This window comes from Paenibacillus sp. SSG-1 (assembly GCF_002224835.1).
Taxonomy (GTDB): domain Bacteria; phylum Bacillota; class Bacilli; order Paenibacillales; family Paenibacillaceae; genus Paenibacillus_AQ; species Paenibacillus_AQ favisporus.
The window spans coordinates 6,677,206-6,691,493 of sequence record NZ_MBRK01000001.1; the positions used below are offsets into that span (position 1 = coordinate 6,677,206).

General features: G+C 56.6%; 8 protein-coding genes. 7 read left to right on the top strand and 1 reads right to left on the bottom strand.

Features of this window, described 5'->3' with window-relative positions:
- Positions 1 to 223 precede the first annotated feature (223 nt).
- From BCV73_RS30455 to BCV73_RS30465, 3 genes are all read left to right on the top strand, one after another.
- The gene (locus BCV73_RS30455; RefSeq protein ID WP_089549625.1) at positions 224 to 2,968 is read left to right on the top strand and encodes a bifunctional YncE family protein/alkaline phosphatase family protein; all 2,745 of its coding nucleotides are present in this window, start codon (positions 224 to 226) and stop codon (positions 2,966 to 2,968) included.
- Positions 2,969 to 3,089: 121 nt separating this feature from the next.
- Positions 3,090 to 6,215 (top strand): efflux RND transporter permease subunit, encoded by a 3,126-nt coding sequence (locus tag BCV73_RS30460; RefSeq protein WP_089550471.1) that lies wholly within the window; start codon positions 3,090 to 3,092, stop codon positions 6,213 to 6,215.
- 277 nt (positions 6,216 to 6,492) lie between these two features.
- The gene (locus BCV73_RS30465; protein ID WP_089549626.1) at positions 6,493 to 7,251 is read left to right on the top strand and encodes a stalk domain-containing protein; all 759 of its coding nucleotides are present in this window, start codon (positions 6,493 to 6,495) and stop codon (positions 7,249 to 7,251) included.
- Between the two features lie 91 nt (positions 7,252 to 7,342).
- On the opposite strand, the gene ald is transcribed toward BCV73_RS30465, so the two are convergent.
- A complete protein-coding gene (gene ald, locus BCV73_RS30470; protein WP_089549627.1) occupies positions 7,343 to 8,470 on the bottom strand; it encodes an alanine dehydrogenase in 1,128 nt (375 codons plus the stop codon).
- A 148-nt stretch (positions 8,471 to 8,618) separates the two neighbouring features.
- Between ald and BCV73_RS30475 the strand changes: the two genes are divergently transcribed.
- From BCV73_RS30475 to BCV73_RS35995, 4 genes are all read left to right on the top strand, one after another.
- Entirely contained in the window at positions 8,619 to 10,283 is a 1,665-nt protein-coding gene (locus BCV73_RS30475) for a PucR family transcriptional regulator (RefSeq protein ID WP_089549628.1), read from the top strand.
- A 60-nt stretch (positions 10,284 to 10,343) separates the two neighbouring features.
- Positions 10,344 to 11,345: a glycosyltransferase gene (locus tag BCV73_RS30480; protein WP_089549629.1), complete on the top strand. Its 1,002-nt coding sequence runs from the start codon at positions 10,344 to 10,346 to the stop codon at positions 11,343 to 11,345.
- A 132-nt stretch (positions 11,346 to 11,477) separates the two neighbouring features.
- Entirely contained in the window at positions 11,478 to 13,223 is a 1,746-nt protein-coding gene (locus BCV73_RS30485; RefSeq protein WP_089549630.1) for an ABC transporter ATP-binding protein, read from the top strand.
- Positions 13,210 to 14,288, top strand: a 1,079-nt coding sequence (locus BCV73_RS35995) for an ABC transporter permease (protein ID WP_481855812.1), incomplete at its 3' end; no start/stop codon positions are given. The genes BCV73_RS30485 and BCV73_RS35995, both read left to right, overlap by 14 nt.

Consider the following 14,288-nt stretch of genomic DNA (forward strand, 5'->3'; position numbering starts at 1 on the left):
GCGAGGGCCTCTTTTTCGTTGTGGACGGATGTTCTGCACTTGGGTCTATGGACTGGCCCCGTAGTCGAATTTACCCCCTATGAAGAATGATACATATAGGGGTTTGGAATTATTTTCAACCGTTTAACCAGATACGTCGTTTCTTTTTACATCGGCGTTACATTCCCTTCTTAATATCTATCCTGCAGGACGATTGAAATCGATAGCAGAGGAGAGGGAATGAATGAGACGGAAGAAGTTAGGGAAGAAAAGGGGCGTGGCTTTGATTTCACTGGCATCTATGCTGCTCGGCGCAGGGAGCGTATATGCGGCGGTAGGAAACCCTTTTGACAAAGACCTGGTCGGACGGCAGGCGAACGGTTCGGTATTGACACCGGTCAATCAATACGTCACGCCGGCTGGCCAGCAAGTCGAATTCGGGGGAAACCCGATTTCGGTGAAGGTGCGTCCGGACGGAAAGACGGCTGCGGCCATTATCGGAAGAAGCGACTATGGCGGCAATGGTATCAACATTGTGGATTTGGAAACGGGAGCACTGATTAAAAATAACATCCCGTTAAGCCTTTCGCATATGTGGGGCCTGGCTTATTCCGCCGACGGCACCCGGCTGTATGCAACAGGCTCGTCCGGAACAACGGGTAAAGTCGTCATTATGTCGGTCGCCGATGACGGGACCCCGTCGATTCTGCAAACCGTAAGCCTTCCTTCGGCAGCTGTAGGCGGCAACATTAACCCTCAAGATATTGCGCTGGGACCGGACGGAAAGACCCTGCTCGTGGCCCTTAGCCGTGATAACAGCCTGGGCGTCATTGACTTGGAGTCAGGCCAACTCACGGACCGAATCCCCGTAGGCAACGCACCGACCAGCGTCGTGGTCAGCGGCAATACGGCTTATGTAACGAACACAGGCGGAAGGGCAGCCGGGTCCGGCGACCTCACGGTGGACTCATCCGGGACGCCTATCGTAGCGGAGCAAACGGGAAGCTCGGCCAGCGGCACCGTTTCCGTAGTGGACCTGTCCGAAAAAAAGGTCAGCACAACAGTCGAAGTCGGACTGCAGCCTGCACGGATGGATATCTCCGGCTCGTATGTATTTGTCGCCAACACGAACAGCGACACCGTGTCGGTCATTGATACACAAACAAACCATGTCGTGCAGACGATCGACGTCAAGCCTTACCCTGATGCACCCAAAGGATCGGCGCCCAATGCGGTAAAAATGATTAGCGAGAACCAGCTTGCGGTCAGTCTCGGACGCAACAACGCGCTGGCTGTCTATGACTGGAACGGGCCGTCCAAGGAACCAAGACTTCGTGGTCTGGTGCCGACCGCATGGTTCCCAGTGGATATCGCAGCGGATCAGGCCCATAATCGTCTGCTCGTGGCGAATGCCGACGGGGTCGGTTCCCTCGGACCGGAACGCAACTTGAAGATACAGGGGATCAGCGTAACGGGACATTCCTCTTATGCCCAGCAAGGGTCTCTCTCCATCATTCCGTCATCCTTTGGAAACAAAGAGCTTATCCAATGGACGGATGACGTCTACGCCAACAACAATTGGTTTGAAATTGCCGGGCGTAATGCCAAGCCGCGCAACAACAAGAAGCCGGCGGCCATGCCCGAGCGGATTGGCGAGCCTTCGCCGATCAAGCATATTTTCTACATCGTCAAAGAGAACCGAACCTATGACCAGGTCCACGGGGATATGGGCAAAGGCAACTCGGACCCCGCTTTAACCCAATTCGGAAAAGACGTAACCCCTAACTTCCACAAAATCGCCAATACTTATCCACTTCTCGATAACTTCTACGTATCCGGCATTCAGTCGGCTAGCGGACACCAGTGGGTCATGCAGGCAACCAATACCGATTACGAAGACAAGGAAACGGACGTAGGCAACGTACGGAGCTACCCGGGGGGCGCGGGAGATTCCCTGGCTTATGCATCGACCGGACACCTGTGGGACAATGCCTTGAAGCACGGGGTATCCGTCGTCAACTTCGGGGAAGACACCACGGCATTCAGCGGTCCTCAGGAGTTCGGTACTTGGACGGACTGGTATAACGATTACTTGATCCTGTCGGGTCAAAAACAGGGAGAGCTTCATGTGCCGATCGGGGATTACACGGCCAAGACCGATATTCCGTCGCTTGACCCGATCACCTATAAGCCGTTCCCGACGTTCGATTCGGGCATTCCGGATCAATACCGGTACGAAATCTTCAAGCAAAAATTCGAGGATTATGTGAAAAACGGCGACCTGCCGCAAATCGTGCAAATGTGGGTCATGAACGACCATACGGCAGGAACATCCACCGGCTTCCCGACTCCGCAGGCCCAGGTGGCCGACAATGATTTGGCCGTCGGCAAGATCGTCGATTTGATCTCCCACAGCCCGTATTGGAAAGACTCCTTGATTCTGGTGACCGAGGATGACGCACAGAACGGGGTGGATCATGTGGACGGACACCGTGCGCCTGCTTACGTCATCAGCCCTTGGGTCAAAAAAGGGGTGACCGACAGCCATTATTGGACGGTGATTAACATGGTCCGGAGCATCGAGCAAATTTTAGGCCTGCCGCCGATGAATCAGAACGATGCAGCTGCTGTTCCTATGAGCGAGCTCTTTACCGATAAGCCGGACTTTACGCCATATGATTTCGTGCCGAACCAGATTCCGCTTGATACGTTAAACGGCCAGCCTGGATCCAACGCTGCGGCATTGGCCAATACGGCAGAGGTGACGACGAAAGCAAAGGAAATCGAGAAGGCGTGGACGACATGGTCGAACGAAAATAAGGTTCATTTCAGCGGGGATCAGGCTTCTCCGGACGAGACAAATGCCAACATGCTGAACCATTTGACGTGGTATGCAACCAAAGGGTTTGACACGCCTTACCCGGGCGAGGACAAGGTGCTTACGCCTGCGGAAGTTGCAAGTCAACCGGACAGCAAAGCGGTTCAATAAAGGATTGTACCGTCAGTAGACAAGCGTAAAACCATAGGTGCGGCATATTCCCCCATCGTTCCGTTTATAGGAGCATGGGGGATTGTCTGCATTCGTCTATCCCACAAGGAGCTGAGTAATGATGAACAGACTCATCGAGGCAGCGATGAAACGAACGGTGCTGATGCTGATCCTGCTGGCCATCATCCTGGTCTGGGGGGGAATATCCGCTTACCGTATGCATCGGGACTACCTCCCGCCGATCAACAATCCTACGCTTATGATTACGGTCCATGCCCCGAGCTTCCTGGCCGAGGAGAACAAAAACGCCGTGTCGAGGCCGATTGAGCAGGCGGTCCGCGGCGTGGAAGAGCTGCAATCGATGGAGACGAACAGTTTTAACGGCGGACTCCTGATCAGCTTGTATTTTCCCTTGAATTACACTATGGATCGTGCCGAGCGGGATGTAACCGATGCTTTGCGGGATGTAGCTTTACCTGCAGGCGCGGGAGAGCCGACCGTTACCCGCGTCAGCACGAGTTCTTTTCCGATCATGAGACTGACAGTTACAAGTCCTTCAGGAAAAGTGGATGAGGATACGCTGAGAACGACCGTTCAGGCCCAAATCGCCGATGAACTGCTGCATACACCGGGCGTAAGCGAAGTCCGGGCTACCGGCTCCGCGAAGAACGGTTATGTTCTGTCGGTTCGGATGGAAGATCTGGCCAAGACGGGGGTAACGGTCGATAACGTCAAGCAGTCCCTGGCCGGGGTGAGTTTTCCTTCGGTCCAAGGCAAGCTGACGGACAGCGTCATGTCCATTCCTCTTGAGGCTTCGGGCTGGAAGCTGAATGAGACGGATTGGATGGACCTTCCCATCCAAGGAGCCGACGGGCAGAGCGTGCCTCTCTCCTCGGTTGCGGCCTTGTCTCCCTCCCTGGTCGACAAACAGACGATCTCCAGAACCGGAGGTGCTGCGAGCGTCGTGCTGGACATTCTCAAAAAACCGTCGGCCAACATCACGGAAGTATCGGAGGGCATTCGTGGCCGTCTCTCAGGCATGACCGGCTACCCGCCGGAGGATGTGAAGCTTTCCGTCATGTTTGATCAGGGAGCGCAGGTTCACTCTTCCCTGAACAGGTTATTTCGGGAAGGTCTGTTAGGATGCTTATTTTCCATGGTCAGCGTATTTCTCTTTTTCCGTAACATCCGGTCCACGCTGCTCATTGCGCTGTCGCTGCCGATTTGCATTCTGGTAACCACGGGGCTGCTTCACGTGATGGGATTCAGCCTCAATATTCTCACTGTTTCGGGACTCGTCGTAGCGATGGGGCGGGTGATCGACGACACGATCGTGATCCTCGACAATATCCACCGCAAGCAGAGCCAATCCAAATCTCCATCTTCCGGGCGGATATCCGAAGCGGCCAAGGAAATGCTGCCAGCCATCGTATCGTCGACGGCGACGACCGTTGCGGTGTTTTTTCCCATCGCTTTGGTCGGCGGGATGATTGGTGCTGCGTTCTCGGGGTTCGCGTGGTCAGTGGTCATTGCCTTACTAACCTCATTGCTGGTAGCAGCTTTGGTTGTTCCTGCTTTGTATGATGTATGGCAGAAGGACCTCCGCAGCGCTTCCGGCGCAGCCTTCGAACCCGTCACCCGGCGAGTCCTGCAGTGGGCCTTCCCCCGGAAAGGACGATTGATATCCGTCTTTGCGGTGCTGTTAGCAGGTGCCGTCGCTGGAGGCTTCCTGCTGCCGGTGAACTTTTTACCTGCCAGCGCCACGGGTCAAATTAACGTCCAGCTGGAATTTCCCGAACGGATGACGTTGTCTCAAGTGGATGCTGCTGTAAAGCGTATGGAACAAGTTCTGGCCTCGGATACTGGAATTTCCACTTATTCTTCGGTGCTGGGTTCCACTTTTACGCCTCAGTTCGACGATGTGTTTGACGCGGGCGGAGGTTGGATCCAAGGCGACAATATCGCCAATATTGCCGTGTCCGTGCAAAAGGGCGAGGACGTTGACGCGGTGACGGCGAGGCTGAAGGAGCGGCTGACCGCTTTGTCGGGGAGCGCTGTGGTGACCGTCACGAACCAGAATATTTCCGGAGATGATTCTCAAGTAAAAATTGATTTAACCGGGGCCGACGGCGCCACGCTGGAGCAGGCCGCGGGATCGATCCGCAGCAGCCTCGAAGGGATGGCGGATTTGAGCGTTCTGGGAGCAGCCGACGATGAGGATGGCCTGGCGGGTTACCGGGTCGAGCTGGACCGGGCCAAGCTGGAACGCGCCGGTGTGAAGCCGGAGCAGGTGATGGAAAGAGTCCGGAATTATTTGGCCGGAGGGACGCTCGTCGAGATGAACGCCGGAAGGCAGGAAACGGTTCGCCTTGAAATCCGGACCGAGCTCCCGGCCGCCCGCGATGACGCTTCCGGCATGGAACTGCCGGAAATGGAGGTGCTGGCCGTACTTGGGCGGGAAACGTTCCAGGGCAAAGACGGCAAGCCTGTGCCGCTGGAACAGCTGGCAACCTTGACGAGGGCTGCCGGGACGCAGGTCGTTCGGGAGCGGGACGGCGAGCCTTTCGCCGTAGTGACCGCGAATATTACGTCCAGGGATATCGAGCGGGTCGCCGGACAAGTCCAGAAACGTCTGGGTGAGCTGACCCTGCCTGCCGGCGTGCATTATTCGATGAACGGCATCACCGCTCAAGTGGGACAAATGATCGGAGAAATGGCGATCGCTTTATCGGTTTCCGTTGTGCTGATCCTTTTGATACTCAGCATGGTTTTCCGGGGTTGGAGGGCTCCTCTCTGCGTGCTGGCCGGTATTCCCTTCGCATTTATCGGCTCCATTGCCGGACTGGTCCTGACCGGGGGAGAGTGGGATTTGGCCACGCTTGTCGGCCTGCTGATGATTACCGGCATTGCCGCAACGAATGGCATCGTGCTGGTGGACCGGGTCGAGCGCCATCTATCCGCAGGGATGGCCCCGAGGGAAGCGATTCTTCTCGGTGCTTCCTCCAGGGTACGCCCCGTATTGATGACGGCGGTGACCACCGTATTGACGCTGATGCCTTTGTGTTTTTCAAGCGGCAGCGACACGGTTATCTCGAAAATGCTCGGCATTGTCGTCGTTTGCGGCATGATCAGCTCCACCCTCTTCAGTCTGCTGCTCATCCCGCTTTTGTATGACTGGGTGCTAGTTCGGCGCTTCAGATCCGCGGAGGCGGACAATGGGACGAAGAGATTGCTGAGAACCTCGTGAATGAGGTCCTTTTGAGCAACTCGTGAGACCTCGTGAAACCTCGTGTACCTCTCAGAACCTCCGAGAACCTCTGATTACAAGTAGAGGATTTTCTGAGAAGTATCTCGCGAGAACCTTCTTGCTATCTCCAAGGGCAGTCAAGAGGGGTTATAACGGTGTGTTGCTGCACCCCTGGTACTTCAAATAATTTCCACAACCATGTATGATTGGGCTAAGTGATTAAAATGTCCAATGAGTTCTGAGGCATACAGATTCATGGAAAAGAGGGTGCAGCAGCATGAGCAAATTATGGATACGGGCGGCTGCGGTAACCGGTCTGGCCACCGCCGCATGGAGCTTATCCATTGCCGCCTATTCCTCCGACTCGCTTCAGGTCAAGCCGGTTCAGCCGCGGCTGGTTTTTAACGGGGAAGAGGCGAAAGGCGGAACCGGTCCGATGTTCTCCTACCGGAACTCGACGTACGTCCCGCTGCGCGACGTTTCCACGGCGATGGGAGCCAAAGTTTCTTACGACAAGGAGTTCAACACGGTGCATGTGGATACGCCTGTCCCGGTGAACGGGAAGTCGAAGATTCATGCCACGAAGACGTTGGGGGATTTCAAGCTGTCCTTGTATGCTGCCGAAACGGAGGTTCCCTACGGCAAGCCGATTCCGATCTGGGCGCAGCTGGAGTACCTGGGGGACAAGGAGGCAGTTGTTAATCAAGGCTTTAAGCCGTTCTACTTTGAGATTCGCGATGAGGCGGGGGAGGGAGGGGGCACCCTTATCCCTGCGATCCTGATCCCCACTACCTATTCGCCCGGCGATGTGTTTCTGGATCAGCTGGACTCATTCATCGATATTCCAAGCTATAACTTTACGATCTATCAGAAGGCCCACCCGAATGAGGAATTGCCCGCCCAGATGCTGAAGGACGCCAGGTGGAGCACCCTTCCTCCAGGGAAGTACACGATCACCGCGCGTCCAGACTTTAGCCTGAAGTCCACGGACGAGCGTTTCGAGGAATCGGCCGAGATTCAAATTACTGTCAAGTAAAGTAACCGAAGCGGACCCAAAAAAACCGGCTCCTATACATCTGGAAGCCGGTTTTTGACATGGGCATCGATCCCGTAGGGATGAGTGAAAGCTATACTTTAATGCGTCCGAGTGCCTTCTCCGCCGGCACGTAGTCGTAGCCGAGGTCGCGGGCCACCGCCTCGTAGGTGATACTGCCGTTGACCACGTTCGCCCCGCTGCGGATGGCGCTGTTCGTTGCCAGCAGATGCTGCAGGTCTTCGCCGGCCAGCTTCAGGGCGAACGGCATGGTGGCGTTCGTCAGCGCCAAGGTGGAGGTCTGCGGCACCGCGCCCGGCATGTTCGCCACCGCGTAGTGCACGACGCCGTGCTTCACGTACGTCGGGTTATCGTGCGTCGTGATATGGTCGATCGTTTCGACGATGCCGCCCTGGTCGATCGCCACGTCCACGATGACCGAGCCCGGCTTCATCGATTTGACCATCTCCTCGGTGACGAGGCGCGGCGCTTTGGCGCCCGGAATCAGGACGGCGCAGATCAGGAGGTCCGCCTCCTGAACCGACTTCGCGATGTTCGACGGGCTGGACACCAGCGTTTTGATCTGGCTGCCGAAAATATCGTCCAGCTGGCGCAGCCGTGGAATGCTGAGGTCGAGCAGGGTGACGTCGGCGCCGAGACCCACGGCGATCTTCGCCGCGTTCATGCCGACCGTGCCGCCGCCGATGATCGTCACCTTGCCGCGCGACACGCCCGGAACGCCGGAGAGCAGGATGCCTTTGCCGCCATGCGGGCGCTCCAGCAGCTGGGCGCCGATCTGCGCCGCCATGCGTCCGGCCACCTCGCTCATCGGCGTGAGCAGCGGCAGAGTGCCGTTCACGTTTACGGTTTCGTAGGCGATGGCGGTAACGCCGGACTGCACCAGCGCTTCGGCCAGCTTCGGCTCAGCGGCCAGATGCAGGTACGTGAACAGGATGAGCCCTTTACGGAAATATCCGTATTCGCTGGGAAGCGGCTCTTTCACCTTCATAATCATATCGGCCTGGGACCACACCTCCGATGCTTCCGTCAGAATGGTGGCTCCGGCCTGCTTGTATTCTTCATCGGGAAATCCGCTTTCCGCTCCGGCCTGATGCTCGATATATACCGCATGTCCGTGCTGAATCAGTTCGAGGGCACCTGCCGGCGTGACGGCGACGCGATTTTCGTTGTTTTTAATTTCCTTGGGTACTCCGATTTTCATGACAGATCACCTCACCTCATAATATATTAAAAGTGTACAATCGAATCGGCGCGTATTCATCATACGTCTTGTCAATCCGTTTGCCGCAGCGGCAGGACATAATGTTCGGCTGGTGTTACCATAATTAACATAAGGGATGTGAATGCCGATGAGCAGCGGCTTCAACCTGCATATCCGGGAAGTGCTGGAGCGCCCGGTGTTCAAGCGGGCCCGGCTGATTGCCGGAGCGAACGGCCTGGACCGTGAGGTGGGCTGGGTGCATATTCTCGAAATCACGAACGTGGCCCCGTTCGTGACGAAGAACGACCTGATCCTCACCACCGGCCTTTGGCTCCATCATTACGAGCAGGAGCGCCTGTCCTACATGCAGCAGCTCATCCGCCAGCAGGCGGCGGGGCTGTGCGTGGAGCTGGGCACGAGCATCGAGAACATTCCGGAGGAAATTATCGAGCTGGCGGACCAGTGTGATTTTCCGCTGCTCGTGTTCGAGCAGCCTGTCCGCTTCGTTGAAATCACCCAGGATATTCACGGGCTGCTGATCAACCAGCAGCATCAGCTGCTGAAGGATCTGGAGGCCTTTTCCCGCCGGCTGCAGCAGATTACCCTGCAGAGTACGGATGTTCATGCCGTTCTCCATGTATTATATGAATACACGGGTTATCAAATTGTGTATCATTCGTCCGTGGAGGCGAATAAATTTTGTCCGAAGCCGGCAACCTCGGAGGAGGCGGATGAGCTGACTTTCTTTTACCGCAAGCAGGTGGAGGGAAATGAAGCGGCCGCCCAGGAGCCCAGCCGCTTTCCGATGCCGGGCGACCGGCTGCTGCTCTCGCAGCCCGTCATCTGTCTCGGCGAGACTTTGGCGTACGTGGGAATGATCCTCCCGGGCGAGCAGCCGCTGGACCGGATCGTCCTGCTGCTGGACTACACGGCCAAATCACTGGCCACGCTGCTGCTGCGGATGCTGTTCCTGGAGGAGAAGCATCTGCGAGATCAGAACCAGCTGATCCAGGACATTCTGTCCGACCAGCTGGAGGACGAAGAGGCGGCGCGGTCCCGGATGGGCGTACGGCCGGCCAAGCAGGGAGAGGTCCTTTTCATCGGCGGCATCGTCGAGCTGGAGTATCCCGACAGCGCCCTTCGCCCCGACCGGGACCGGATCGAAGCGGAGGAGCAGGATCTCCTCGTCCGGCTGCGCGCCCTGCTCAAGAAGCACGGTCTGCGCAATTTGCTGATGCAGAAAGGGCATCGCATCTACATTTTGTGCGCGCGGGAGCGTTCCGCTTCGGGGGACAACGCGGCGGCCTTGAAGCAGGCGGTGCGCCGGATCGTGGAGAGCCTGCGCCTGACGGGCGTGGGTCATACCCAGCCGTTCAGCCTGCACGCAGGCTTTGGCAGCATCCGCCCGCGGATGACCGACATGCACAAAAGCTTCAAGGAAGCGGAGCAAGTGATGGAGGTATCCCGCTCGGTGGAGCTGATGCGCAGCAGCCTGTTCTACGAGCGGATCGGCGTCTACCAGCTGCTGAAGGCTATCCCGGACAAGGCGTTCCTCCAATCGTTCGTCGAGGAGCAGCTTGGGGCGCTGATGGCTTACGACAAGGAGCATCACCTGCATTTGGTGCAGACGCTCGACGTCTATTTGCAGTACATGGGCTCGAAGAACGATACGGCCAAGGCGCTGTTTATCCACCGGCAGACCCTGTACAACCGTCTGGACAAACTAAATGAAATTCTCGGGGAGGACTTTTTGGAGCCGGAACGCCGTATATGCCTGGAAATGGCGCTGCTGGCCTGCCCGCTCTTGTCCTGACCCGTATACCTGTTGATTTCTCAACTCAGAAAGGCAGTGCAGATAAAGGATGATGAAGTTATGAACAAAGTCGGACTGGTCATGAGAAAGATCCAATTTACCGAGAGGCAGGGGCCGCGCGTCTTTGCGGACCGCCTGCAGGCCATCGGCCGCGAGCTGGGGGTGGATATCGTCTTTATATCTCCGGAGCGCCATGTGAGCGGGTATGACTGGGTGCCGGGATACGAGCATGAGAAGGGTGACCTGGTAAACTATGACATCGTGCTGGACCAGATTTACGCGAACGGCATCGAGCACGTGATCTATACCGTATCCGGATTTACCTATCTGAAAATGTTTCTTAAAAACAGCGTGCTCTTTCCGCACAGCTTTCCCGATCCGGCCCTGACGGGGTACGACATGATGAAGCCTTTTTATCAAATGGTGGACAAGGCGGTCGTGCAGACCGAGTTTTTGAAAGGCGAGCTTGCCCGTAATTTCGGGGTAACCGACGTGGATGTGATCCCGATCGGATTCAGCGAGGATCTGGCGGAGCGGCATTTTGACCCGTCGCAGATCGTGAACAACCGCATTCTGTGGATCGGACGGGACGAGGAGAACCGCCGGCCGGATCTCGTGCTGGAGTATGCCCGGCAGAATCCGGACAAAGAGGTGTACATGGTCTTCGGGGGCGAACGATACCGGGAGAGCATGAAGAAATACGACATCCCGCTCAATGTCCGGCTGCAGTTTGCGCTGAGCCAGGATGATATTTTTAAGCTGATGAACACGGCGAAGGTGTACTGGAACTGTTCGAAATTCGATACGTTCGCCATGCCGCTGACCGAGGCGCTCGCCATGGGCAAAATCGTCGTAAAGCCCGAGCACCCATGCTACGGCCATATCAGCGCCCGGCATTCCTTTTCAGGGAACGAAAAAAATTGGTTTGAGCTGGTCAACATGGCTGCGGCATCGCCGTCTTCTTATTCCTGGGACAACCGGAGCTACGCGTTTGAGAGCTTTTCCAGCCGCATCATGAAGGAAGGGTACCGCGAGTTTTTTGACAAGTGGCTTAGGGAATAAAAGATTTTTGCCGGATATTGGTCGTGACAGATGACCGAAAAAGGAGTAATCTTCACTAGTGTATATGTCTTAAATTACATATCGGTGAACATGTAGCTTTACCTCAAATAAGCGTAAAAAGGTGATGCAGCCATGTCCTTTTTCAACAAGTACGTCAAGAAATACTGGAAACTGTTTTGCGTAGCGGTATTGTTTCTGGCGGTAGAGTCGCTGTGCGACTTGCTGCAGCCGACTATGATGTCCAAGGTCATCGATGTCGGGGTGGCCCAGAGCCGGATGGATCAAGTCCTCCATTACGGAGGGCTTATGCTCCTGATCACCGCCGTTGGCGCGGTGTCGGCCTCCACCCGAAACATTATTTCAAGCCATGTGTCACAGCGGTTTGGGGCGGAAATGCGGTCCGATTTGTTCCGGAAAATCCAGTCCCTATCGTTTGAAGACATGGATAAGTTCGACCGGGCCTCGCTCATCACGCGGCTGACGAATGACGTCACCCAGGTGCAGAACTTTGTGAACGGGATGATGCGGTTTTTCGTAAAGGCACCGCTGCTGTGCGTGGGCAGCCTCATTATGGCCATCCGTTTGGATGTGCATTTGTCGCTCGTGTTGGCGGTGGTAGTGCCGGTTGTGGCCGTTCTCATCATGCTGAACATGAAGATCGGTTTTCCATTCTTTATCCGGGTACAGCGGGCGCTGGATAAAGTGAACGGCGTCATGCGCGAGTACTTGTCGGGCGTAAGGGTGGTCAAGGCGTTCAACCGCTTTGATTACGAAGTGGAAAAATTTGAAAGCGCCAACACGGAGCTGTCCAGCCGCTCGGTCCTGTCGATGAGGGTCATGTCCGTTTTCGGACCGGGGATTTCGCTCTTCCTCAATTTCGGCATCATCGCCGTCCTTTGGATCGGCGGGATTCGGGTCGACAACGGGCAGATGCAGGTCGGCAGCATCATCGCGTTCATTAACTACATGACGCAAATGCTGTTCTCGCTGATGATGATCAGCAACGTCTTCAACATGTTCGTGCGGGCCAAGGCGTCCGCCGGACGGATTGGCGAAGTGTTTGCCGAAGGAAGCGGGCTGGATCATGGAGGGAAGTCGGCGGCGAAACGCGCTTCTCAGCGCGGACGCATCGACTTCGAGCATGTGAGCTTCTCCTATGCGGGAACCCAGGGCGACCCGGTCATTCGCGACTTTACGCTGACCTGCCTTCCCGGGGAGACCGTGGGGATTATTGGCTCGACCGGTTCGGGAAAAAGTACGCTCGTCAGCCTGATTCCGCGCTTTTACGATGCCGGCGAAGGGCGGGTCAAAGTGGCCGGCACCGACGTGAGGGACATGGACCCGCATGCGCTGCGTGAGATGATCGCCGTCGTTCCGCAGAAGATCATGCTCTTCACCGGCACGGTGGAGGACAATTTGAAATGGGGCAAAGAAGACGCGAGCCAAGATGAAATGGAAGAGGCGTGCCGGATCGCCGAAGCGCATGACTTCATCATGGCTTCGCCTGAAGGATATGCCAGCCGGATCGGCCAAGGCGGCGTCAACTTCTCGGGCGGACAAAAGCAGCGCTTGTCCATTGCCAGGGCGCTGGTGAAGAAGCCGGAAATTTTGATTCTCGACGACTGCACGAGCGCGGTGGACGTCGCGACCGAAGCCAGAATCAAGGAAGCGCTGCGGACGTATGCCAGCGAGTTGACCTGCATCCTGATCGCCCAGCGGATCACGTCGGTCATGGATGCCGACCGGATCGTGGTAATGGACCGCGGGGAGATGGTCGGCACGGGCACGCATGAAGAGCTGATGGAGACGTGCCGGGTCTACCAGGAGATTTACCAATCCCAGATGGGAAAGGAGATGCATCCGCATGCCGCAGAATGAAGCCGCACAGGCACAGCAGACGCCGCCTCCTGGGGCACCGGGTCCTGCGGGACGCCCTGGCGGGATGATGAGGGGACCCGGAAGCGGGGGCATGGGACGGGGCAAGCCGGTCAAGCCCAAAAACTTCCGGAGAACGATGGGGCGCCTGTGGCGTTATTTCGGACGCGAGCGCAAGCTGCTCAGCCTGATCATGGTGTTTATCATCATCGATGCGGGCGTAACCCTGATCGGACCGTTTCTGATCGGTAAATCGATCGACGCTATGTCCGCGAACCAGGGACGCGTCGCTTTCGGGCTGCTGCAGTCGTTTATTATCGTGCTGGCAACAGCCTATATCACGGACGTCGTGCTCGTCTTTCTGCAGGGCTGGCTGATGGCCGGCGTGTCGCAGCGAATCGTTGCGGGACTGCGGCGTTCGTTGTTTCAGAAGCTGCAGAAGCTTCCGGTATCTTATTTCGACGCCCGCTCGCACGGGGAAGTGATGAGCCGGTTGACCAACGATATCGACAATGTGAGCCAGACCGTATCCCAATCCACCACGCAGCTGATGGCCGGCGGTATCGCCATTATCGGCTCGCTGGTGATGATGATCGTGCTCAGCCCGATCCTGACCCTGGCGAGCCTCATAACCGTGCCGATTCTGTATTTGCTGACGCGCACGGTCACACGCAAAACGTCGGTGCTGTTCAAAGAGCAGCAGGTTCAGCTTGGCATGCTGAACGGACATATCGAAGAGACGATTTCCGGCATGGAAGTCGTCAAAGCGTTTAATCACGAGCATCAAGCGATCAACGAGTTTGAGGCGGTCAACGGCCGCTTGTTTGAAGTCGGGCTCAAAGCGCAGATCCGCTCCGGCTTCATGATGCCGCTCATGAACGTCATCAACAACATCGGTTTTGCCGCCGTCGCCCTCGTCGGCGGGATTCTCGCCGTCAAAAGCCTCATTACCGTCGGCGTGATCGCGAGCTTCCTGAGCTACTCCCGCCAGTTTGTCCGCCCGCTGAACGACCTGGCCAACATCTATAATCTGCTCCAGTCCGGTGTGGCGGGGGGAGAGCGGGGGTT

What these genes read in the sequence shown, in the direction of transcription:
- BCV73_RS30455 (WP_089549625.1), top strand. Translation starts at nt 224, where the DNA reads ATGAGACGGAAGAAGTTAGGGAAGAAAAGGGGCGTGGCTTTGATTTCA.
- BCV73_RS30460 (WP_089550471.1), top strand. Translation starts at nt 3,090, where the DNA reads ATGAACAGACTCATCGAGGCAGCGATGAAACGAACGGTGCTGATGCTG.
- BCV73_RS30465 (WP_089549626.1), top strand. Translation starts at nt 6,493, where the DNA reads ATGAGCAAATTATGGATACGGGCGGCTGCGGTAACCGGTCTGGCCACC.
- ald (WP_089549627.1), bottom strand. Translation starts at nt 8,470, where the DNA reads ATGAAAATCGGAGTACCCAAGGAAATTAAAAACAACGAAAATCGCGTC.
- BCV73_RS30475 (WP_089549628.1), top strand. Translation starts at nt 8,619, where the DNA reads ATGAGCAGCGGCTTCAACCTGCATATCCGGGAAGTGCTGGAGCGCCCG.
- BCV73_RS30480 (WP_089549629.1), top strand. Translation starts at nt 10,344, where the DNA reads ATGAACAAAGTCGGACTGGTCATGAGAAAGATCCAATTTACCGAGAGG.
- BCV73_RS30485 (WP_089549630.1), top strand. Translation starts at nt 11,478, where the DNA reads ATGTCCTTTTTCAACAAGTACGTCAAGAAATACTGGAAACTGTTTTGC.